Annotated in this window: 17 protein-coding genes and 1 pseudogene; 12 read left to right on the forward strand and 6 right to left on the reverse strand. The window is 57.8% G+C overall.

The features are described 5' to 3' along the window. Window positions 1-80 precede the first annotated feature (80 nt). Window positions 81-467, reverse strand: coding sequence for a hypothetical protein (locus tag IAE56_RS06700; RefSeq protein WP_200751947.1), 387 nt, complete (start codon window positions 465-467; stop codon window positions 81-83). A gap of 1 nt (window position 468) precedes the next feature. Next, window positions 469-825 carry a hypothetical protein gene (locus IAE56_RS06705; protein ID WP_200751948.1) on the reverse strand — a complete coding sequence of 119 codons (357 nt, stop codon included), beginning with the start codon at window positions 823-825 and terminating at the stop codon, window positions 469-471. Window positions 826-1,305: 480 nt separating this feature from the next. Between IAE56_RS06705 and IAE56_RS06710 the strand changes: the two genes are divergently transcribed. Next, the gene (locus IAE56_RS06710; RefSeq protein ID WP_200751949.1) at window positions 1,306-2,016 is read left to right on the forward strand and encodes a hypothetical protein; all 711 of its coding nucleotides are present in this window, start codon (window positions 1,306-1,308) and stop codon (window positions 2,014-2,016) included. Between the two features lie 919 nt (window positions 2,017-2,935). Continuing rightward, window positions 2,936-3,559, forward strand: coding sequence for a hypothetical protein (locus tag IAE56_RS06715; protein WP_200751950.1), 624 nt, complete (start codon window positions 2,936-2,938; stop codon window positions 3,557-3,559). Between the two features lie 127 nt (window positions 3,560-3,686). Here the strand turns inward: IAE56_RS06715 and IAE56_RS06720 are convergent, their stop codons facing one another. The 3 genes from IAE56_RS06720 to IAE56_RS06730 all read right to left on the reverse strand — a co-directional run bounded on the left by IAE56_RS06720 (window position 3,687) and on the right by IAE56_RS06730 (window position 10,379). Further along, the gene (locus tag IAE56_RS06720; protein ID WP_200751951.1) at window positions 3,687-6,731 is read right to left on the reverse strand and encodes a TrlF family AAA-like ATPase; all 3,045 of its coding nucleotides are present in this window, start codon (window positions 6,729-6,731) and stop codon (window positions 3,687-3,689) included. 1,413 nt (window positions 6,732-8,144) lie between these two features. Continuing rightward, on the reverse strand, window positions 8,145-9,833 hold the full coding sequence (locus IAE56_RS06725; RefSeq protein WP_200751952.1) for a hypothetical protein: 1,689 nt from the start codon (window positions 9,831-9,833) through the stop codon (window positions 8,145-8,147). Window positions 9,834-9,971: 138 nt separating this feature from the next. Continuing rightward, on the reverse strand, window positions 9,972-10,379 hold the full coding sequence (locus IAE56_RS06730; protein WP_200751953.1) for a hypothetical protein: 408 nt from the start codon (window positions 10,377-10,379) through the stop codon (window positions 9,972-9,974). A 1,398-nt stretch (window positions 10,380-11,777) separates the two neighbouring features. Here IAE56_RS06730 and IAE56_RS06735 point away from each other — a divergent pair. The 3 genes from IAE56_RS06735 (at window position 11,778) to IAE56_RS06745 (ending at window position 16,064) form a co-directional block, all read left to right on the forward strand. Then, the gene (locus IAE56_RS06735; RefSeq protein ID WP_200751954.1) at window positions 11,778-13,724 is read left to right on the forward strand and encodes a Mu transposase C-terminal domain-containing protein; all 1,947 of its coding nucleotides are present in this window, start codon (window positions 11,778-11,780) and stop codon (window positions 13,722-13,724) included. 7 nt (window positions 13,725-13,731) lie between these two features. Further along, window positions 13,732-14,739 carry an AAA family ATPase gene (locus tag IAE56_RS06740; RefSeq protein ID WP_200751955.1) on the forward strand — a complete coding sequence of 336 codons (1,008 nt, stop codon included), beginning with the start codon at window positions 13,732-13,734 and terminating at the stop codon, window positions 14,737-14,739. Between the two features lie 434 nt (window positions 14,740-15,173). Next, on the forward strand, window positions 15,174-16,064 hold the full coding sequence (locus IAE56_RS06745; protein ID WP_200751956.1) for a hypothetical protein: 891 nt from the start codon (window positions 15,174-15,176) through the stop codon (window positions 16,062-16,064). 315 nt (window positions 16,065-16,379) lie between these two features. On the opposite strand, the gene IAE56_RS06750 is transcribed toward IAE56_RS06745, so the two are convergent. Next, window positions 16,380-16,667, reverse strand: a complete 288-nt coding sequence (locus IAE56_RS06750) for a hypothetical protein (protein WP_234455935.1) — start codon at window positions 16,665-16,667, stop codon at window positions 16,380-16,382. Window positions 16,668-16,733: 66 nt separating this feature from the next. On the opposite strand from IAE56_RS06750, the gene IAE56_RS06755 reads away from it, so the two are divergent. From IAE56_RS06755 to IAE56_RS06780, 7 genes and pseudogenes are all read left to right on the forward strand, one after another. Then, entirely contained in the window at window positions 16,734-17,348 is a 615-nt protein-coding gene (locus IAE56_RS06755; RefSeq protein ID WP_200751958.1) for a hypothetical protein, read from the forward strand. Between the two features lie 142 nt (window positions 17,349-17,490). Beyond that, entirely contained in the window at window positions 17,491-17,913 is a 423-nt protein-coding gene (locus IAE56_RS06760) for a BLUF domain-containing protein (RefSeq protein ID WP_200751959.1), read from the forward strand. A 43-nt stretch (window positions 17,914-17,956) separates the two neighbouring features. Next, window positions 17,957-18,367, forward strand: a pseudogene (locus tag IAE56_RS21105) (hypothetical protein); the annotation flags it as partial. Between the two features lie 685 nt (window positions 18,368-19,052). Then, window positions 19,053-19,601 carry a hypothetical protein gene (locus IAE56_RS06765; RefSeq protein ID WP_200751960.1) on the forward strand — a complete coding sequence of 183 codons (549 nt, stop codon included), beginning with the start codon at window positions 19,053-19,055 and terminating at the stop codon, window positions 19,599-19,601. 155 nt (window positions 19,602-19,756) lie between these two features. Next, window positions 19,757-20,305 carry a HEPN domain-containing protein gene (locus tag IAE56_RS06770; RefSeq protein WP_200751961.1) on the forward strand — a complete coding sequence of 183 codons (549 nt, stop codon included), beginning with the start codon at window positions 19,757-19,759 and terminating at the stop codon, window positions 20,303-20,305. 424 nt (window positions 20,306-20,729) lie between these two features. Further along, window positions 20,730-21,515, forward strand: a complete 786-nt coding sequence (locus tag IAE56_RS06775) for a hypothetical protein (RefSeq protein ID WP_200751962.1) — start codon at window positions 20,730-20,732, stop codon at window positions 21,513-21,515. Next, window positions 21,512-22,084, forward strand: a complete 573-nt coding sequence (locus IAE56_RS06780) for a hypothetical protein (RefSeq protein ID WP_200751963.1) — start codon at window positions 21,512-21,514, stop codon at window positions 22,082-22,084. Before IAE56_RS06775 ends, IAE56_RS06780 begins: the two co-directional genes overlap by 4 nt. The last annotated feature ends 1 nt before the right edge of the window (window position 22,085 follow it).

Consider the following 22,085-nt stretch of genomic DNA (forward strand, 5'->3'; position numbering starts at 1 on the left):
GGTCACCGGGGGAATTGTGCCTGATCAGGGCGTCATTCCAAGACACAAGAGTCGAGCTTGCTCGACTGCTCCTCGGCCCCTCAGCGCTCGCCATGCTCCAGCCAGATCCGGAACTCATCCCGCAGCCGCAGGACATCCGGCGCCAGCAGGTCTACGCCCGCCGGCAGGCCGACGACCAGCCCGGCCGGCGTGTTCTCCACCGCCATCACCGCGCGCCCCTGGTAACGGATATGGAACCAGGCGCCTGACGTCTCGTCCGCATCCAGCGCAAACCCCGCATATTCCTTGGCGCTAACGAATGCCTGCGCGTGGCTACGCAGAATCTCAAACTGCCGCGGCTGCAGCACCTCAAAGGTCTGAACCTGCGCGGGCGCAGGTCCAGCCTCAACCAACATCGAAGGCAGCAGCAGCGCGACCCCAAGTAGAGTCGAGCTTGCTCGACTGCTCCAGAATTTGCGATCAGCCACGTCAGGCCGCCGGCCGCACACGTTCCTGGATGAAGACCGTCAGCGCAAGGCAGGCCATGGCCAGACCCTCCATCACTCGATCCCCCACGTACTGGTCTGGGTCGCCATTCTGGCGGGCGCGCTCGGCCGCCAGCAGGATCTCGTGGATAACGCGCTGGCCCGCCAAGGCGCAGTCGGCGTCAGCCAGGGCCATCTGCCGGCCACGCAGCAGGTTTCGCTCGGGCCAGGGCTGACCGTCGGACGCCGCACCAGCACCGATGCTGTGCAGGATGGCGATGAGGCTGTTGGGATCCAGGCGCGGCGCGGAAGAGGGCGCTTCCTGGATGGGCGTGGGGGCAGGGGAGTAGGGCTTGGTCATGGCGTGGCTCCTAACGTGCAGGCAGAAGCCGCCACCAAAAAAAGGTGGCGGACGATGCGTGGTTCGAAACCCGGCGTACGCTAAACCGGCAGGCACAAGGCCTCCACGCACCGCCCGCCATAGCCGGCCGACGGATTGCCAGCCGGCACCACACAGGGTGATGCCGGCTGGCAAGCGTTTACTTCAGCATACAACCGGGGTTTCGAAGCCCGACCACCCGTTTTCGGTGGCGTGGTTAGGATTACGCCCGGTTGCGAGGCATGCCAAGGGGTAGGGGTCAAATCTGCCAATTACCCTGACGCTTTTGGCATTGTCGCATAGGGGGAAGGTTAGGCAAGACGCCCGTCCCACAAAGGAAAGTGACCGACTGTGCTGCAACGGCGTTGCATCGCAATGGATGGCGCGCAGCCATCTCCGAGCGGGTGTAATGCGACACAATTGGGTCAACTGACGCTGAGAAGCGGAACAACGAGGCGATGCATGGAACGCGCAGAGAAGGATTACACCTTGGCCACGTTCGCAGGTTGGGGGTCGGCTCTGGCCACATTTGGACTGGTTCAAGGCGCCTTGTACCTGAAGGCCTTTTGGGGGCACTTCGGTCTGGACCCGTTCCAGTTTGTCGCTGTGGGAGAACTGGCTCTGGCCGGGTTGGCCGCGATGGCTTTTGTGCTGTTTCTCTTGGTTGTTGGCATGCTGTTCGCCAGCTGGATTGAGGCACGGCTGACGGGCGAGACCGCGAAGGGCGGGGCTCGCGCATGGGTGGTTCCGATAGCCTTCTTCGGTACGCTTGCTGGCCTCATCTGGTGGGCAGAAGCATGGGTCGCGCTGATTGGGATGATCTTGACCATTGGCTGCGCACTGGCGGTCCAACTTTCGCCCGTGGTACCCCGCGCCATCAAGGATTCGCCGTGGATGATCTACTCGCTGGTAGTGATGGTCTACGTGTCGGTTGTTTCAAGCTGGCTCGGCGAGAAGCGGGCGGGGGAAATCACTACAGGGGGCCAACCCTACACCTCCATCCTGCGCACTGAAGCCGGCACGCGTGGCGACCTGGTCTTGATCGGACGCCTCGGTGATACTTATGCGTTGTGGGACCACGCGAAGAAGGCGACAGCGCTTTTCCCGGCCAGCGACGTTACATCGCTCGAAATCGCGCGAAAGGGCTCAAGCGTAGTTCCGCTCAAAGATTAGCCAATTCACTGCGCCTGCCGGGCGCAGGAAGCCTCATGTGCCTGCCGCAAGCACTCGTGGCGCGCGGCAACTCCCCACCGAACGATCAGTTCGATGGATGGCTCATGGCGATTCACTGGGCCAAGCTTCTCAACTCAGGCCGACGATAAGGCATATTTGTTGGAGATAGGAGAGGACTGCCTCCGCCCGGAAAAGGATATCCGCCGGAACTCACACCCTGCCTGCTACTTGGTCCGGCTATGTGCCGGCTTGTTAGCCGGGCCCGCACACCCTAATATCGAAGCGCGTCAAGGGGGGGGAAGCCACCTATGGTGCGCAAAGATAAGTCGCATAACCAGAATCATTGATTCGGATATCATATAGTTTGGGGGCGGGGCCTATATGTCGCCATTTGATGGGTTGCAAATGCCAGCGCGGCTCGCATGCGATTTTTTCGCAGTGTTCTCACGCTTCGAGTTCGCACTCAAAGATTCAGGGTACTACTATGTAAATCGTCGTGGTCGTGCCGCAGCCGATTGGGATCGCTACTTTTCGCATGCCAACGCTACGGTTCTTGACGACGCTGACCCGGAGCTTTTTGAGGCCGTTCAGTACCTCACGGCGGAGCCTCCTCACGTTCAAGTGGCGCCGGATCAGTGGGATCAAAACGTTTTGCTGCGTGGAGGGCCAGGATCCATCGGTACTGCATTGGATGCGGCCTGTAGAGTTCGCAATAACCTATTTCATGGCGGCAAGCACACCCCCCACTCACCGCCCGGACGGGATGAGAAGCTTGTTCGCTCGTCGCTATGCTTGCTCCGTGCCTGCCTCAAGCAAGATCGGCAACTGGCTGCCGCTTATGAGCAACCGGCCGTCTTCTAACCACCAACTCAAGCCTATGCCGCCTAGCGGCGTGGCCCAGTTCAGGCGCTAACTGTCCATGAAAGATTCTCTACAGCCAAACCCAGGTGGATTCGCAGCCGATCCTTTCGGATACAGCGCACTTGCCTGGCACAAATGGGGGTTGCTCGCAACAGCAAATGGTTTCCCGATAGACATTTCCAAGCCGCCAACCATCTCTGATTTAAAGAACCCCATCCTTTGGCTTAGCCATGCCCATGCACTGTCTGAGGCTGCGGTTCAGTTAGTTAGGAATCCACCGAGCTTAGATAGCTTCCCTCAAGAGCTCAGAACAATATGTCACAGCCAGTACCACGCAGTGGCGCTGATGATTGTTGGCTACAGCCTTGAAGTGTGCCTGAAAGCAATGATCCTGCTTAGACTCGGAGCTGAAGAATTTACAAGGCGAGAGAAGGAACACTTCCACCACCAGCTGGGAGAGCTTGCCAGCTTCATCCCCGATCTTGACGAGAAGGACAAAGCAATCCTGAAGGGGCTTTCGCATTTTGTAGTCTGGGCTGGTCGTTACCCCGACCCTGGATCAAAGCGCTTAGACAACGCCGTTGACGTATTTGACATCTCCGAGAAGCACCAGATAAACGCAAAAGATCTCTTTGCTCTGTCTGCAAGGGTAATGAAGCACGTTCAAACAGTGGTCAACTAGACCGCTACAAATTGTCCAGAGGCAGGGCAATCAGCCGGGCGCTAATTGATCATAAGCCCGCCTAACCATCGCGCTATTTTCCATATCCAGTGCAGCCGACGCTCGCGAAGGAGCGTCGGCGCCTCTATCAATGCAGGTACTTTGCCTGCCGATTCACAAATGCGGGAGTAGTTCCCTCAAGAACGTTGAGTACCGACCTATTCAATTCCATGCTCTCAATCGCACCGCTTTGATAACGCATTGCAAAACCGGCAGCGCGATCAAACTCCGCATGGATGATCTGCTCAGCATCACAGCAGACGGCCAAGTTGGCATTGTGGGTGACCATCACAATTTGACGAGTCTCCTTGGCCCGCTGGATGATCGGAACCAATATCGAATAGACCGTTTGGTTGTCGAGGTTTTCCTCTGGCTGATCCAGGATCAGAGGGGTGGGATCAGTGTCGACCAGAAGGTAGAAGATCAGTAGCAGCGCACCTCGCTGTCCTGGCGACATTTGCTGGATGCTCGTGCCCGCCAAGCTCAGAGAGAATTTTGCCTCCAAATTCCGAAGGTCGAACAGGGAGTCATAGAAGTCCTCCACATCAGCCTTTGCTCGCAGGATCGGCTGCAACGGCAGCTCGTTGTCGCCATTCTGCGTGATCTCGCTGCGAACGGATCGGAGCCCAGCAACAACGCTCTCCGTGTCATTGAAGTCTATCGAGCGGAGGAGTCCATTGAGTTTCGATGCGCCTTCCACCTCGCCACGGAAGCCGCCCGTGTTCTGCTTTACCTGGCCGAAGAAGCTATCGAAAAATGCAGCTCGATCAAAGAATAGGGCGCTCTGGAACGCTACTTTGAGCTCTTCAGCTACACCAGGCACTGACCTTACAATCTCCTCAACCCCATCGAAGAGCGGTCGGCGCGAATCCGCAATTGAGAGGAGCTCTTTATGGATCTGGCGCACAATCTCATCTTGTTTGTCCTGCAGTCCTTTGCAGCGGTCGGGCAGGGTGGATAGCTCTGCAAGTCTGGCCCTGTAGAACGCCACGGTGTCTGTCTGACCATCCGTGCCAACGATCTGGGCGCGAACGCGGTCCCATGTCGCGCGAACGGTGAGGTACTCCTGGTACGCCTTGGAGGGGCCGTCGAGCTTCTCCTGAAGCTGCTTCTGCTCGGCTTCCAGTCTCTGGCGCACGGCTTGATGCTCCAGCTCGCGATTAACAAGCTGGTCAATGTGAAGCGCATCCTCTGCCGCCACTTCCCGCAGAAGCCCTGATTTCACTTCAACGGTGATCAGCGGCCGGATGTCGACAGCCACTTCTGCCAGCTCCTTTTCTAGGCTCGCCCCTAGCTGTGCGGCCAATGTGACATGGTCGTCCAAGCGCTGCGCCACGCTGACAACCTTTGTGCGGCGTGACGAAAGCATGCGCCTGGTTGCCTCGGAGTTTTGGCGCGTCGACTCTGTAGCCGCTAACTCCTCGGCAATGGCCTTCAACCGCTCGCCTTCCGGGGATGCTTCATCCCCACCAGCTTCAGGTTTCAGCACCTCGGCGGGCATCTTGGCGTTGTGATCGCCGAGTTCGAGTTCCTTGGATGCCAGGCGCTCCCTAAGTTCATTGAGGTGGCCTGCGCTTGCTTGCCGCTCTAGATCAGCGAGTGCGCGATTGATCTCACCGAGTGCAACTCGGTGCGCGCTTATGCGCTCCAATGTGGGGCGCTCCTTGTCCGCGAGGTACTCATCCAAACCGGCGTGCGAGCCCTTGTCAGCGCTGTCCAAGTGCGAGAAAAGCACTTGCCGAATCTCTGCACTGAACTGATCGGACTGTCCGCTGATGTGATCGTTGCAGAGCATCTCAAAGTAGTCCTGCGAGATGTACTTCACGCGTTCAGGCTGGTCCTCTTTGAACCGGTGATCCAACGACACTTCCCCGACGTCGTCGTTACACCAGGTCAACGCTGCATCAAATGCTGCGGCTCGTTGAGTGGCCCCGCTCTTAAAACGGTCATCAATTAGGAAGGTGAAGTATTCATGGGCTTTGGAATTTCCGGCCAAGGCCAAGACTTCCGCCAAGCCACTCTTGCCTGAGCCCTTGTTCCCGATAATCGCAACCAGATCCGGATTCAGCTCAATGTCCGTACCGTCAAACCAGGCCTCGGCGAGCGTAGCCGAGGCCTTGCGCGTGACCGTCAATCGTTTCATGAAGAGGCGGCCGTTGTCTCTTACCTTCGCCAGTTTGGGCGGAATGTCACCGATGTAGGAACGGAACGAAGGCTCCTTGATAGCGTGGCACATTCCTTGGAAGGTTGGCTCAGCCTTGATCCACGTCTTCATGCCATTGGGAAACACGCCGTAGTCTGCATGCCTGTGGGCATCGGTGCCGCGCACACACAAGCGCGGACTCGACCCCAGCGCTTCCCAGAACGCATCAAAGTACTTCTCATTGGCAGCCGACCTGACGCCATGAAAGGCGTCGCGATTGCCCTGATCCTTGCACTCGAAGATGCTCGCGGCCGTCATGTGGCGCCTGACCTCCGCATAGTGCGGCCCCGACTTGATGTCTTTAAGGCCGCCATAGGTGTCCCAGGGCATCAAGAGTAGTCCGCGCGAACCCAGCGTCTCCAGTGCCTTGGACAGAGACTGAGGGGTCACCATTGCGGTTTGCCAACCGACCAACAGAGCGTACTCAGCATCTTGGGCTACACGTGCGACATCGAAGCCGTGAGGGGAGAGTTTGTCGGCGCTCAGCTCCCGAGCGTACTGAATCAGACATGCCTCACTCAGCCCTCGTTCGCCGGCTCGAAGGCTCACCTTGAGATCATTCAAAACGTCCTGGAGGACCTGCCGCTCCACCGCGGGATCGATGACCAAGTGCACATTGAGCCGCTTGTCCAGCGAGCTTTCGACACGCAGTTCGATGCCGGGAAAGACCTGCTTGTTCGGCAGCTCTTCTGGGTTCTCGCGCACGTAATCAGCTACCGCCAGGTAACCGTCGAATGTCCAGTAGTCCATGATCACAAAGACATCTGGCTCAGCATTCTTCAGTGAAAGGACCGTCTGTTTGACGATCGCCCGCCTAGCCTCGCCAACCGCTCCACGCAAGTTGGGCGAGCCACTCCATTGATACGATGCCGGCGTATGGCAGTGGAAGTCCCATACTCTCCACAGCGCCCCTTGCGACGTACGCTCCATTACCGAACTCCCCTGTTCTCGTAGTTGTGTGCCGATGCCAACGTATCGCGCCTCAGAATGCCATATAGGTGAACCTGCACGGGCCTTCAAGACGCGCTTTTGAGTTTCAGATCAGCCCCCTGTTCGGCGTCCACCCCTCCAGCGTTGCACCAAGGACTGCCCGAGGTGCAGGGAAGCTTGCAGTGAAGGGGGAGGAGGGGAAGCAGGATCGCTGAACGATGTGGACGTCAACCTGCTGCCTGACACCGTACTGGTCGAGGTCGGCGCGACGCTGCCAGACGATGACCTCTCCGACGGCGACATGGCGCTCCGTCACAAACGCTCGAAGGCGTGTCCGACGTAGTGTTGGTGCATGAAACCAGATGGATCCATCCCCCTCCTTCAGTGCGAACTCCGCGCACATGGTGCCCCATCCGAGTGTACTGCGGCACGACAGCTATCGAGCCGGCAGCCGATGGCGCCCTGCGGTGGGCCTGCAGCGGTGGCGCCAACACCCCCACCACGTGCGATCACCACTCCTCCAGGCGCCGCGTGCCCGGGCCTTGGACCACACGCCATGCCGGTGATGCCCAATCGTATGCGGCGAAAAACGGTTTTGACCAATCAAGAAGACGACTCGCGGCCTGCCTTGCGCCGAATGCCAAGCAGGCCAGGCGCTTGGTTCGAAAGTTTCTGCACTGCATCACTCGCGGGCCAATATTTTTGACACAGGCCATGTCTCGAGCTTAGGCCTTCTGCCTCAAGAGCTGAAACCCCTGCCATGGCTCTGACCGCCGAGGCGGTTACTGCGCTCTTGACACGAAGTTGACCACTCCCAGGTTTCATTTGGCGTGCCGAACGAATAGGTGCAAAGGGTTGGGCGCCTGCCATGGCCTGACCCTTAATAAGCCAATCGCCAATGCACTAGCCCAGGTCGCCATTCTGGCGGGCGACTGCGGCCGCAAGCAGCCCACCAGATGCCAAACTGGCTCCGACGCCGCGCAGGATGACCGAAGACTGCTGGGGAACCGGCAGGGGCCGAAAGAGGGAGCTTCCTAGAGGAGTGCGTGTGGGGGGGGCATGGCGCGACTCCTAACGCGCACGCTGCAGCGGCCACCGATAGACGTGGCGGACGATGCCAAGGCTTCACGATCTTCGTGCTGTTCATTGCGTTGTTCTTCATTCGCCCAGGCGTCCTGCAACAAACTCTCTGTATTTTCGCTGACCTCGCAGAAGCAGTTGGCTTGGCGCTCGGCGCCATCTCTAGCAGGCTCTCGAAAATCACCAGGCTAGCTCGTAGGCGCATGACGGTGGATTCCGGCAAGCCAACTAGCAACTCATCCGTAGCGTCGCTCGGAACCTCCCCGGCGCTTACCAGCCAGCACGCGAAGAAGCGTAAGCACAAATACTCACCGAATAGCGGCGCGTCCAACCTCAGTCATCGACATCGTCGAAGATTTTGCTGCTGTCCATTGTGGAGGAAGTGGCAGAGATGCTTGCAGATGTCGTCGCCTGCGTTGACCATGCCGAAGGTGCCATGGGGGGCGCCTCATCTTCAAGTGTGCTTATATGCGCATCAATTTCGGCATGGAAATTAGTGAGAGACTCTGTACGCCCGTCCGGAAAGAAATAGGGCTCAGCTCTTTCCATATTTTCCTTAAACCCCTCAAATAGATCGATCTCACTGGTGGATGTAAATCTGCTGCGGAGCACGTCAAATAAGTTATCTAGATCACCTAGCCATTCTGCGCGGAAACGCGCGAAAAGCACATTAAACTCTTCATCTGTAAAAATTTGCCGATATATCTTGCTTGTAAAAACATCGGGCTTCATCCACGCAATCGCATCGTGGCTCAAATCTTCAACAATTCGACTGCGAGAATCCTCGGGAAGAAGGCCGTAGGAATTTAGGGCTGTCAGAAGCAGTAGGCTACTCAGCGAAATGCTAGAGGCCCGAATGGTTGTCGCCCACTCGAGGATGTCCGGTCGTGCCGCGACAATTTCGCTAAGGAATGCACCGCCTGCGCGAGCACCAAGAAACGACTTAAATTTTTCATCAAGAACGTGATCTTGGAATCGCGACGAGAGCACCAAAAAAAGGGAGGAGGGGACACGAACACGCGCATGCTCTGTGGCCAACGGCGCACACACCACTTCCTGAACTAGCCGATCGGTTTTGGCGCCATGCACGTAGAACTCCACCCACTCTGGAGAGCGCGCTACGATCTCTGCAAACGCATCGGCCACCGTCGGATGCCGAAACACCCAGCGATCCCCATCGTCGGCGCAGATCCGCCGAGTTAGGCTATCATTCAAATATTCCATCGCCTTCGCAACTGCCCCCGGTTGTACGCCCAGTAGTCGCGTGACCATTACCAGTGACGGATGTTGCCCGATGGGTGAAAGCACCCCACCTTCACCGTGAAGGAATATCAACGCCACTGCACCTAAAGATGGCGCATCGAGCTGCTCAAGCACTTCTGTCAGGAACTCAAGAGGCCTTTCGACAAGCTCCTTCATTCTACCAGCGGTTAGATTCAGCTTAGCGGTGAACAGCGGATCGCCGAGTCGCCGAGCAGTCTCTGGCAGAAACGACTTATTTGTAGCGACCGCAGGCAGAAAAGCCTTCAACCGTTGGCGCATTGGCTGAGATTGAATTCGGCGCACGTGATTGTAGAGCATCTGCGCGCGCTCATTTTCACTGAGGTCTTGTACGTTCACTACAACCTGGCTCTCCTTAAATAAGGGGAACGCACTCATCTTTAGATGAGGCCGGGCTGCCTCCCATATGTAATTTCGGGAAGTAAAGACAACACGCGCCCCTCCTTCGATCGCAGCGCGGACCGTGCCGAGCTCGGCATTCCACCTACTCATTCGATCGACATCGAAGTGGTTGGGCCCGAAGGCATCGTCAACCCACAGCAGCTGCTTTTCACCAGGATGCCAAAGATGCAACTGGTCCGGAGCGTTGATCTTCACAGCACCGATGCACCCGTCATCGAGTGCCCCAAGAGCAAGAATTGCTGCAATCGTCGATTTCCCCGAGGCCGGATCACCAAGCAGCATTACAAACCCGTGCTCTTGAAGAGCTTTAACTGCGTCCCGATAGGCATCGGTCGGCACAAAGCAGCTCAAGTCAGACCCCATGCTGTCAAGAATCGACTTTGCCTGTTTGTAAGCATGGCCAGTGATTATATGAGAAAGGTCGCCAACTCCGTAGATCCGAGGCACTAGCATGCGCAGTCGTACGCTCTCATTAAGTTACTGCTCAATCCACGATCCACCAAAGACTTGGCACCGTTTTACACCAACTCCCTCAAATGCAGCACAGATCTCCTTGTCCGCCTCACCCGACACACCGGCATTGGTGAGGATCACATAATCCTCAGCGAGCCCTTCCTTGACGAGTCGCTCAGCCTTTGGGAGTTCATTTCTCACGTTAGCCAGCGTCAGGTTAGCGCCCGGCTTAGCCGTGAACTTGCACTGGATCGTCGATTTCACAGGCTGGCCATTATCGCCAGCCCACACCCCCAAAAATGCGCCGTCGCGACCTCCATCGTTGGATCCCAGGAAAGTCTGGACTGGTCGGCCCAGGATCTCCGCCGCGACTGCGACAGCCAAATCTTGAAATGCCTTCCAGCCAATTCTAGTTAGATCGAACGTCGTCAAATGGCGCCTCAAATATCTGTAAAACTGATGATCTTTCAAAGATTTTCACAAAGATATCCGCGGGACGCGCTAATCCCTGCCGGCGACCTTACTGCGGCAGCACCCATCACTGGCAAAGCCAAAAGAGGAGCAGGGCACGGCACGACTACGAAGCCCTTCCACAGTGGCATCACAATTCGCCAGCATGACCTCGAGCTCGGCGTGCGCGCCGGCAGCCGAGCCTCGCTTGCGTCTGACTGAGCTGCCCAACAATATCCTGATGTTGGGCAGCTCGCACGGACTCTTTACTGGATTGATCTTGCGACCCTTGGACAGCATATGCACCCGTTGGACTACGGTCGACAGCTACAGCGTCCAACATTGCCCAGTCAATCGGCGGCAAAAGTTCGCTGTGCGAGCATGACGCCCGCTGTCCAACAAAGTGGGGCGGCTGACGGGCCAACTAAACATGTATCCACGGCCAATTGGCAAATCAACAATTTAGCAATTCAAACTCATATTGCGAAACAGTATGAACGTGCAACCTCATTCAACTAGGTTTGTACTTTATTCGGAAACCCAAACTATTTTTGTACTTCCGACCTGATTTTTGTTGTCGATTGCCAGCACAGACTGATGGTAGTAGTGTCGTGCTCTGCACGGCGGCCGCCGAAGTTGTGTTTCCTGTTTTGCTCCATGGTGAGTCCGTCGCCCCGTACTTCATTGTTAGTAGTAACCCTTGCCAGAGCTCTTCCTGGACTGGAGCTATTGATATGAGCTTGGCGACACGAGCGCGAAGACAAAAGCTGGGCGTGCGGCAGGCACGCACCAGCAACTCTGCCAACCTGTGGAATCTCAAGTCGCCCTTGGCAGATCGTGCAGTAACGCTAAGTGGCGATATGCGCATGCTCCTTTTTTATCAATGCGAAGGCGATCCAGCGGTTCTAAGCGCCCAGTACGCCGGTGCTGCCTTGGACCTTTCCGACACTGGTACGGAGGCGGTCGCTGATGCCTTGGTTGTCCTCCAGGATGGATCAACACAGGCGCGAGTACTGGATGACGGCTCCACCAAGGCGCTGGCGAACATCACTGCACTGCGGAGCTCATGTGGTTGTTCAGCAATCTCAGTTTCGGCTGGAGATCTGTTGGCGACTTCGTTGCGCATCAGGAACTGGAGGGCGGCAATCGCGGCCTATGATCGCTGCGCGGATATGGACCTGACGTCAATAGTCGGCGAGGTAGAAACGTATGTTCGCTTACGCGCCACGACGAGCATTGGCGCGCTTGTGCGCGATCTAAACCCGCAGCATCCTTCGCTAGTGCTTGGGGCGGCGATCTACGCGCTCCGCAGGCGTCTAATTACGTCCAATATGGACAGCGCGCCCTGGTGCATGCACACCCGACTCGCGAGGCTTCCCAATGGCGACCGTCATTAGGTACAACCGTCGCACTCTTCCCGCCGAGCTAGCCGATACGACCACCTGGCCGCACTTCGATGTGAGTGCGTTAGCTCCGGAGGAACTGACGGTGTGGCAGCGCAGGCGTGACGCGGTGGGCTCCTATCTCGGCGGTGCCGCAGTATCTGAGATTGAGTCCCGGTATGGGTATCAATGCCATCAGATTGTTCTCTACCTGAACCGCTGCGTACGCCTAATGGATGACGGCGCTGTTGCTGGCTGGATCGGACTGGTAAAGGGCATTCGAACTAAGCCGCCAACCCGTAGCAGCCCTCTGAAATCAATGCCGCAGTTGTCGCGCGGTGGCTACACAGGGGCCCTAGAACATCTCTTATCCTCATATCCAGCGGTTAGAGCTGCGTTGGAAAAGTACCTCGCGACTGGCGTCGATCCATGGGGAACCGATCAAGGGAGGGTGACCCAGCGCGGTGCTCACCAGGTCTTCTTGAAGCTCTGTGAGGAGGTAGGAGTAGGGACATCGGATTGGCCATTCTGCGTCGAGCGTACGGGCAGGAATAGTGTGGGTCGGTACGTAAAATCCTTCTTTGAGAACAATCATCAGAGAGTTGCGCTACTGCAATTTGGCGAGGCCAGCAGAGATCGCTCCAAGCGAGGAAAGTCACCGCTCGAAAAGATCGAGGCCAAGGCGCCCCTGGAGATAGTAGAGGCTGACGAACACGAGGCCCACATCATTTTTTCGATCGGCATAGATACTCCGAAAGGTATCAAGTACGTTCCCTGCAAGCGGCTGACTCTTATTGTCATCGTAGATAGGTTTACAAGCTGCATCCTTGCGTGGGACTTCGTAGTCAGGCGCCAGATTGCTAGCACGGACTTCCTCGAGTGCATGGATAAGGCTATCGACGGCCAGTGCCTTTCGTCAGATGTCAGGACGGCAATGCGCATGTGTCTAAGTCCTGGGGCGGACGAAGCTGACGCCTTTAGAGTAGGCTTTGACAGTCTTTTCATTGACAACGCCCTGCCACACCTGTCGGATTCGGTATGCGATAAGCTCCGCCGGCATGCAGGCGCATCAGTCAGCTTTGGCGCAGTGCGTCGCCCGGAACGCCGCTCCTTGGTTGAGCACGTCTTCAGCTGGATGGCCGGAGAGGTCTTTCACTGCTCCCGCGCGACCACTGGAAACAACCCCGTTGATACACGGCGAGTCAAACCGGAATACCACGCGGTCAACAAGAAGGTGACGTTTAGCGGGCTGGCGGAGGCGATGGAGCGGGCCGTAAGGCGCTGGAACAACAGGTCAACAGAGGCCAATTATGGATGTAGCCCCAACAGCCAGATGCTGGACTACTACTCAAAGACTGATGGAGTGATATCACCGGTCTGCCCGCCACGCCCAATCTCGATGCCCATGCGGACAGTGATAACGCTCCCCACCGTGCACGGAAGCCAAAAGAGGGGCAGGGCACCTGGCATCGAGTACGCGTGGGTGGAGTACTCGTCTCCAAAGCTTGCCGCCCGATGGGACCTCGTAGGGCAGAAAGTCAGAATACACGTTGATCCGTACGACGTATCCGTGGTTCACGCCTATTCCGTTGACGGCGCGGACCTGGGTCACTTGACACCCACGTCCTCTCGTTGGAGACATCCGCATTCGCTAGAGATGCGTCGACTTCTGAAACAGAAGATCAAATACGCTCACGATCAGATGGACCAAGACCCGATCAAAGATGCCCTCTTAGACTTGGAGCAGGACGCTCTTCAGGCTAACGAGAAGTCACCCAAGATCACATTGGCTGCATCAATTGTTGCCGAAGAACAGCGTAAAGGGTACAGCTCAAGTGCCATGTCGGCTGGCAGGCAACCATCGGTTAGGCCATCCACAAAGCAGCTCGCGGAACGAATCCGAAAGCCACTCAATATTGACTTCAGCGTGGTTGGAAAAGAGTGAGGCTTCGATGAACACATATGACACGACAGCCGCCATCTATGCCACTTATGCCGACCTCCTTTCCGGCCACCCACTTCTGCGGGCCAACGCAGTACTTGCAACGCCCCCGGTAAGAGAAGCGGCAGCACTTGTCTTCGATAAGGCATTGCGTGCGAGATCATCGGTTGCCTTCTGGGCACACCCACTCTCTGGAAAATCCTCGTGCATAACGGCGCTGCGCAAGCTGGCACCAATGCAGTTTCCAGGCTGTGGATTCATTGTTTACGAGCCATCCTCAAAGGAAGTCCCAGCCGAGGGAGCGTTGATCGAGGACCTGCTCTCTGAGATTGGATATGAGTCACGCATCGAGAGATCCCTGACGGGCAAGCGAAGTCAGCTGGAAAGGGCGCTCTATTCCTTAGCAATTGCGGGGCGACATCTCTTCTTCGTAATCGATGAGGCGCAGAACCTGCATTCCAAGGAGCTAGGCTGGCTCAAGCGCTTGGTCAACTGGCTCACTGTGCGCGACATCAAGGTCACAGTTGTGCTGTTCGGTCAGAGTCAGTTGCGCGACATGCATGACCGTCTTAGAGTCCAGATGCCGGACCTTACCGCGAGGTTCATGTCTCGGCTCAATGAGTTTAGAAGTCTGCAGGATGCGGCAGATCTTAGGGTTTGCCTACACTGTTGTGACGAGGAGACGGAGTATCCAGCTGGATCTGGATGGTCCTACACGCAGTACCTATGGCCGCGCGCCTTCAAGCACGGATTTCGATTGTCGAACTGTGCAAGTGACCTATTCGAAGCCTTTCGTGCGCACTCTGGCGGAGTCATCGACAGAGAAGGTGTCAGCATGCAGTGGGTAGCCGAGGCGCTGATGCTAGTCGGGCTGGAGGCGGAAACCGGAGACGCGGATGACTTTTCTCTTTCCCGCCCGGCGTGGGAGAAGGCAATCGTTGACTCCGACTACCGCACGCGCGTCCCGCCTATCATCGCCTCCGCCGCTAGGCGCGGGCGGTCTGAGCGGCGAGTTTAGATATGATTGCATGGAGCCCATCCTTCATTGATAGGCACTGCTCGTCGTGGTCTATTATTCAAGCAGTCGAGTGGTTCAACTGCTCCCGCGCCACTTGGTTGCCGACGCAGCGTTCGTGGCGATTCAACCTGATAGGTAGAGCGGTTCTTCTGCCGGACGCACGCGTTGGTGATTCAGGAGCTGACCAGTCCGAGCTCATCCACGTCTCCGATCTGCTATCCGAGAAGCACAGATGGCTACATTCTGAAGATCTGCGCTATTGCCCTGTCTGTATTCGCTGTGGAATGCACTACCGGTATCAGCAGGACTATCGATTTCGATCTTGCATCGTTCACCTCAAGCGGCTCCGTACCGGTTGCCCGACTTGTGGGGGCAGCCTTGATACTAAGGGACAGTCCTCCCAAGGCTTCGTCTGTGCCCACTGCGGTGCAATCATGCTCGGCGCGGACACCTTTGAGCCCCGTGCGCGAGCCCGCACGGCCTGGGACACGTTCATCCTCGATGAGCTGGAGTCATGGCAACTGGAGGCGGAAGAGCTGAACAAGGGGTACCAGCGGCCAGGGACGGGCAATGCGGTCGACCTATGGAGCGGTCTGTCGAAGAATGTGCATGCCGGCCTGTACTGGCATGCGCTGCGACTGAACCCCAACCTTCGCGTCGGCGCCGCGTTGGTGCCAGCACCGAGTAGCTTTCGATTACTCCCAACATCCTCTCTATCAAGACCATTGAACTGCTGTATGGGGCATTCAATGGCCGAGCAGGTTGTCCGTCCCTACATCATGCTGCTGAGGGACGTATCCCGCCACCTTCGACGAACCGTCCTGCGCGGCCACGGCTTTTGCGCTAGATACGCCGCCGTGACGATTGGGGCGCTGGGGCGTGGGTTGAACCCGGAGGTGCGCATCCAGCCAGATCTGTGCTGTCTTGGGCAAGGCTTTGCGCTCTGGCAGCTGCAATGGAAGCGCTCGCTAAAGGAAATGCCGGAGTACCTGCGTCTCGGCCAACCAGGAGAGAGAAATGCAGAGATCAGGCTTCCTAGCCTCGGCGCGGCCCAGCTGAACTTTGTTAGCTCATTTGAACACTGGGTTGAGGCCATGGCGGAGATTCGGGAAGAGTTCAGTGGCACCGGAAAGCTGGCACTCATCGACGGTGTCGGCGCACCCCCGCATTGGGCCTTGATGCAGCCAGGCGCCTTCTACACCTGCCCGATACACTTTCGCCATCCTGATCTTAGGGCACTCAGCCACTGCGATCATGGCGCTGTTCTGCGGCAGCAAATTGAGTCGCACCGCGCCATAATGCGCAGGATCCACCGGCTCAGCTAGGTGGCCACGGCTGACAGGCAGGGCACACACGGCGACATCCGCCAGCACCTACGAGGCGAGCAAAGCAAATGCCTCGTCTAGTTCATCTTACTGCGTACTCCATTCCAGCTTAGTCCTCTACTACCCAAGTGGTCGCCCAGCTACGCCTGCAGAACGCTGGGGCTCTTGTAGGCGCGCAACCGCGCCGGCAAGGACAGCGCCCCGCGATTAGGGCGCGTTATCGGGGGTAGGGCAGGAGACCGCTTCTGGCCGGAAGCGGACACTCCATACGCGCTCATCAGTTGGGCGGGTTCCCTTGGACAGCATTCCCTCCAACTAGGTCACAGGATCGGAGGGCACGATCCCAGCCGCTTCGTTGATCTGCGCACCAACCGTCCTCAGACCACGTTGCAGAGCCTCATTGAAGTCAACGTGACCCGTCGAAGCATGGCGATCCGAGATCTCAGGCAGCATCTGCGCCCACAGAAGCGACATTGCTCCTGCGGCTGGGTGTGCGGCAATTGCCGCCCGGAGGCCGTACTCAAGTGCCTTGATGTACCCTAGGTGGGCGGCAAGTTCTGCTTCAACGCCGGCATGGGTGCTGGTGACGCAGGGTGTGTCCATGTGAGCCTCCATCGACAGTGAGTGGAATAACGGCAATAGTAGGTTGGCCCCATATGGACCCGAGCTTTGAGCATCCTCAATGTTCTGCTACGCGCTGACCAGCTTCTTGTTGCGGTCGACACTTTGGCTAAGGACGCGCTCACCGGGGCGCCCTCAGCGGGGGCAAAGCTGCTACTGATCCCCCAGCACAACCTGGTTCTGGCGACTCGGGGGAGCGCGCAGTTCTTCCTCCGAATCTATGAGCTGGCGTTGCAGGCTAGCTTCCGTGCGGACTTCACCATGGAGCAGCTTGGCAGAGAGCTGGGGCTGGTCGTTGACAAGCTGTGGCCGGCCTACGAAAAGGCCGCCCGTGAAGCAGGGATGGCTGCAGAGGCGATAGGAACTGAGCTCGTCCTAGGCGGATGGTCCTCCCAGGCGGGTCGTATGGTGGCCACCGCATATGCCAAAAGCGTCAGCGGGGAGCCCACGCGAGTGCAACCTTTGGTTGGTGGTCTGGCTTCGCCGGGAGATCCGTTGCGGGGTAGGAAGGACAGCTTTGATCCGGAAAATGTACTGGAGGCGGGTCGCCTTCAGGCTGAGTGGTTGAACAGGAAGAGCGGGCGGCAGGTTGCAGGAGGCAGGCTCTTGGTCGCAGCGCTTCGCCAGGGGCACGCGTCCATCCAAGACCTCGGTGGCGTTTGAATTAGTAGCCCGGATTCTTGGCTGCGTGCTTTTTCAGGCGACGGCTACGGCCCCTTAGTTTTGCGTATTCAGGTAGCTGGCTGTCACGTACGGGCAACGCTGGCCTTCGTATGCTTGAAGTCTATTCAATCCAGGTCGGGCCATGCCTATTCGCGCGGTGGCATATGTCAGTGAGGCGCCCGATACCGATCCCCGCAAGGTCGATCAGATAGTCGCGGACGCCGCTGCCTTCAACCTGCAGGCCGGCGTAACCGGGGTGCTTCTGTTTGATGGCGCCAGGTTCTTGCAGTACATCGAAGGTCCGGAGGATGGGCTTGGGATAGCGCTGCAGCGCGTGTATGGGGCGACATCTCACGAGAACGTGATCGAACTTAACCGGGGGAGAGTGGGACGTCGCCAGTTCCCTTTCTGGTCGATGCACTGTATCCGTGTAGATCAAATGGCGTTAGGAAAGGTCGCGATCTCGGACTGGACGGGTTTCGCTCGGGCTGGCGAGAACCTGCATGGAAGGATCTCGGCCGTGGATCACCTCTCGATCATCGTGTCTCCGCATTTGACGGTCTGACGGCGTCGCAAGCCGTGCGACGCGCAAACGTAAGCTGATCGGCATGCTTCCTTCTATTGGCTACCAAGGCTTCCGCACCTCTCCCATCCCATCCGGGTGGGTGCAGATGGGCGAGCGTTGGGCACTGTGGTGGAACGGGCGCGAGGTGGCCAGTGTCACCCCGGCCAGCAAGGGTGCTTACCGTCTCCATCTGAACGCCCTGAAGATGTGGCAGACCAAGAACGCCCCAGTCGCCAGCATCCTCCAGGGCAAGCGCTTCGCCGAGCGTTGGTGCGCCGTCAGGCTGTACCCGGGCCTGCCGTTGAGAGAGGCCGTGGCCCGCCTGACAGATAGCACATCGATCGAGCCGCGAGAGCCGCTCCCGGGCCTGCGCCCCACTCGTGAGCAACGGCAGCAAGCCCAGCGCCTAGACGCAGCAGCGGCGGCTGCATCTGCGCGGGTGATGGACGCGCTGGGGTCGCAGCGACCTCTCATAAGGAAGGAACCACGGCACACGTCCTAACCCAGCCGAAAGTAGCTATTGGGATCGAATGGTGATCTGGAAGCCTTCTGTAGGCAGGACGGATGTCCGCTTCTGGCCGGAAGCGGACATCTGCGGGGCCAAGGGATTAGGGATGTTTATCGAGGCTAGGGGGTGGCTCCTTCCTTCACAGAGGCTGATTCTGTCCGGAGCCCAGCTGCCCCGGTAACTCCTAAGCTGGCCCAATGACTCTGGGACTCGCGGACAGGTGTACACACCGGAAGGCGCAATAGCCTAGGGACTGCGCAGCTGATAAGTGCGTGCCGATTGAGCCCGCCGCGGACAGGCTAAGGCGGCAAAGGCGACACGAGCCCTTGCTCGGGAGGCCGCCGCAGCGCGATCATTGTTGGCGCTGGGGGATCCGGGAGGGTGGAAATTGGGGAGCCCAACCAAGCTGCGCTTCATGCTCACGAGGTCTACTACTGCTCACTTGTCTACTGCTCGGCGGCGCGCTGAACCACGCGCCCGGCTGCAATACCAGCTCGTCATGAAGGTTGTAGGCCACACTTGAACGCGACGCCTCGATGACGCACAGTTGATACCACTCAAACTTGGACTGGAAGTTGAGCGTGCTGGGTCTACCGACAGGGCGGATCGATTAGCATTCACCGAGGGAACTATGCCATTTACGCTTACCCGGACGGTCCTCGGCATTTTGGTGCCAGGCCTGATCGCAATCACCCCTTGGTTGCTCGCGCTCGTCCAGCACACTAAGGCAACTCTTGGCTTCGACTCAAACTCCACCCTCGGGCATGCCCTGATCTTCTCTGCCGCAATCGTAGCCGGTACGTTTTTCGAGGCGCAAGGGACGAAGCTTGAGGTCAAGTGGGACAACAGCAAGGAGGAGGCGCATCAGGTTTCGGAGAACTGGTATACCTATCTATCCCAAGTCCTAGATAAGGAGCCGGTTGGGTATCGCTACATGAGTAGGCTCGCCACGACGCTCTACTTTGAGCTCGCCATGATGTGGGCTGCGCCGGCCTTTCTGCTCGGAGCGACGATTCTTGCGTCACTCCGATTTCCGGAAGCCTCGGTCATCCTAGGAATTGTAGGACTTGCCGCCGCCGTGGGGGTTGGATTCTATTTCCATAGTCAGGCGAATTGCACCCACGACGTGATCTGTTCTACCCGAAAAGAACTCGTATCGCGCCTTTCAAATAAGGACTAACCACAGTCAGCGGAGCAGGCCAGTCTAGGCCTACAAGCAGTCCTACAGCTGCCCCAGGGTAAGGCTGTGACGTCGCGGCCCAGTGCGCCAGCGCTGCTTGTCAGGGGCAGCGAATCTCGCTTCACATTCTTTCGTCAGCCAAATGGACTTAGCAAATGGCGTCTCAAGCACTACAGAGCTTCAACCATGTAATTCAGGATGCCGTAGATCTGCTTGCACATTTTGACACTATAAATTCGCAGCCACCACCCGACAGTGCTGAGGTGCTGAAGCGCGCAAGCCTAGTTATGGCCCTCGCGGCACTTGAGACCTACATAGAAGATCGCATCAGTGAGGCCGTGGGGCAGGTCGTGGGAAGGGACGGCTCTGGCGGAAGGATTCAGGAATTTTATCTCGACTCGCTCCAGAACGATTTAAGGTACTTCCACACTCCGACACCCGACCGTGTCGGGCGACTCTTTGAGAAGTACTTGCGGATAAATGTATTCGAAGGGTGGGCCTGGAACAACTACGATCAGGTCCGTGCTAAAAAACACCTAAGCGCGATTGCCAAAAAGCGTGGAGATATTGCGCATCGTTCGCTCCGACCTGTGGGCGGACAAGCATCGGCACACGCAGTCACCCGAGAAGATCTTAGGAAGCACATCCGCTTCATTCAAGACCTGGCGGCTGCAACCGATAGGTACATTGAAGCTAACCTCTGAAGGCTCAAGATTAGGAAGATTTATCGGGGGTAGGGGGGCGTTGACTTGGGGCCCAAACGCGGCCATCGTCGACAGGAAGGAGAGCGATTCCGCCCACTCGATTAGTGGCGGCCGGGATTCTGCGACACGCGGGGTCCGTTAGAAACTCGGAGAAGTGAAGGGCGGGCGTCCTTCATACAGCTAGGCTCGAACAGAAGACTCGCATCCCGGTGGCAAATGTCGCACTTGATAGATCAGGCACGTCAACGGGGAGCGACCACCCGCGTGGCGTAGCGCCGTCGCTTACATGCGAGGCGGACTTCATGTAAAGATAGGGCTGATGTCGGCGTCAGAAAGATGGTTTTCTGAGGTACACCATCACAGTAGGATTCTTCATAAATATCGCATTGAAGTAATGCACTCAGCTGACCGCAGGGGGGTCACCTTGATCAGGCCGCTTCGGAAGAGATCGCGTGAGGGCATACTCTATACTCGCTTCCCCGATATTCAAACTCAGCTCGATACGCTCGATCAGCTTCCCTCGCAGGAGCTGATCGAGCGGTGTCGAGTTCCGGAGAAGGAAGCGGGGGCTGTTCCGGTCGAGTGCGTGCTCGCCTTCGTGCGCCGGGAGTGGGCGGCACAGAATCACGCGCTTTGCGAGCCGCTGCTGGCCGTGCTGTTGGAACGGTTGCGACGCAGGTTGCCGCGAGTACTCAATCTGGATGGGAAGACCGCGTCCCTATCTCGCAGCGACCAGGCCGAGCAGGTCCACGACACGTTCGTCGCGATGCTCATCGGTGAGGCGAACGATTACGACGAGCGGCTCGATTACTACGAAATTTCGTTTTCCCAGAGCATTGCAAAGCTCAGCCTGACCGCGAAGCGGCGGTCGCGTCGTTCAATCGGGCGGCAGGAGGAACTCTATGACGAGGATGAAGGAGAGCTCAGGGCCGAGGTCGAGCTCGCGATCGGTGTGTTTGATCCTTTTAATCCTGATCTGCTCCAAGATGAAATTTACCGGTCGCGCCTCCCAGCAGCAATGGAGAAGCTGAAGCCCTTGGAAAAGAGGATTGTTGAGATGTGGCGAAACGACGTTCCGATTGACTCGAAAGATCCGAGCATCACCACCATGACGCGCATAACGGGGCGCTCAGAGAAGGGAATTCGGAACATACGCGACCGTGCCTTTGCGAAGCTCAGGGGTCTATTGAGCCCGGAGGGGGAGGTATGACCAGGCCTGAGGCTACCCTCGAAGACGTGCTTGACGCTTTCTCGATGGAAACGGAGATGGGTTCCGCAACACTTCAGCGTTATCTGAACGATTACCCACAGTTCTCCGATGAGCTGATCGATCTCTCCAATGAGATCTACCAGTTTTCGAATGTGGAACAAGGCGAGCTTCCAAGCACCGATAGGGAGCGGATTGACGCAGTGCTCGCCCAGTTCAGAAGCGCGGCGTCCCGTTCGTCACGGCCCGCTTTGGAGCGCTTGTCGCCTGCCCGTCAGCGAGAACTCTCCCAAGCTCTGGGGGTGCCGCGCCAAGTAATATTTGCATTTGTCGAGCGAGGCGTGATCGCGAGCTCTGTGCCAGGGCGGTTCCTCACACGCATGGCCGAAGCTCTTCAGTCGACTGTGTCCGATCTTCGCACCTACCTGTCCCAAGAGCCTCAGCGTGCGGTGCGCTACGCCAAGGCCGACGACAAGCCGCTCGATCCGGGGCAGGTGCCTTTCGAGCAGCTCCTACGCGACGCGGGACTCTCAGAGGCGCAGGCGGCGGAATTTCTTAAGGAAGAGCTGTGAG

The organism is Stenotrophomonas sp. S41, from assembly GCF_016624625.1.
Taxonomy (GTDB): domain Bacteria; phylum Pseudomonadota; class Gammaproteobacteria; order Xanthomonadales; family Xanthomonadaceae; genus Stenotrophomonas.

What these genes read in the sequence shown, in the direction of transcription:
- IAE56_RS06705 (WP_200751948.1), bottom strand. Translation starts at nt 825, where the DNA reads ATGACCAAGCCCTACTCCCCTGCCCCCACGCCCATCCAGGAAGCGCCC.
- IAE56_RS06710 (WP_200751949.1), top strand. Translation starts at nt 1,306, where the DNA reads ATGGAACGCGCAGAGAAGGATTACACCTTGGCCACGTTCGCAGGTTGG.
- IAE56_RS06715 (WP_200751950.1), top strand. Translation starts at nt 2,936, where the DNA reads ATGAAAGATTCTCTACAGCCAAACCCAGGTGGATTCGCAGCCGATCCT.
- IAE56_RS06720 (WP_200751951.1), bottom strand. Translation starts at nt 6,731, where the DNA reads ATGGAGCGTACGTCGCAAGGGGCGCTGTGGAGAGTATGGGACTTCCAC.
- IAE56_RS06735 (WP_200751954.1), top strand. Translation starts at nt 11,778, where the DNA reads ATGGCGACCGTCATTAGGTACAACCGTCGCACTCTTCCCGCCGAGCTA.
- IAE56_RS06740 (WP_200751955.1), top strand. Translation starts at nt 13,732, where the DNA reads ATGAACACATATGACACGACAGCCGCCATCTATGCCACTTATGCCGAC.
- IAE56_RS06745 (WP_200751956.1), top strand. Translation starts at nt 15,174, where the DNA reads ATGCTCGGCGCGGACACCTTTGAGCCCCGTGCGCGAGCCCGCACGGCC.
- IAE56_RS06750 (WP_234455935.1), bottom strand. Translation starts at nt 16,667, where the DNA reads ATGGACACACCCTGCGTCACCAGCACCCATGCCGGCGTTGAAGCAGAA.
- IAE56_RS06760 (WP_200751959.1), top strand. Translation starts at nt 17,491, where the DNA reads ATGCCTATTCGCGCGGTGGCATATGTCAGTGAGGCGCCCGATACCGAT.
- IAE56_RS06765 (WP_200751960.1), top strand. Translation starts at nt 19,053, where the DNA reads ATGCCATTTACGCTTACCCGGACGGTCCTCGGCATTTTGGTGCCAGGC.
- IAE56_RS06770 (WP_200751961.1), top strand. Translation starts at nt 19,757, where the DNA reads ATGGCGTCTCAAGCACTACAGAGCTTCAACCATGTAATTCAGGATGCC.
- IAE56_RS06780 (WP_200751963.1), top strand. Translation starts at nt 21,512, where the DNA reads ATGACCAGGCCTGAGGCTACCCTCGAAGACGTGCTTGACGCTTTCTCG.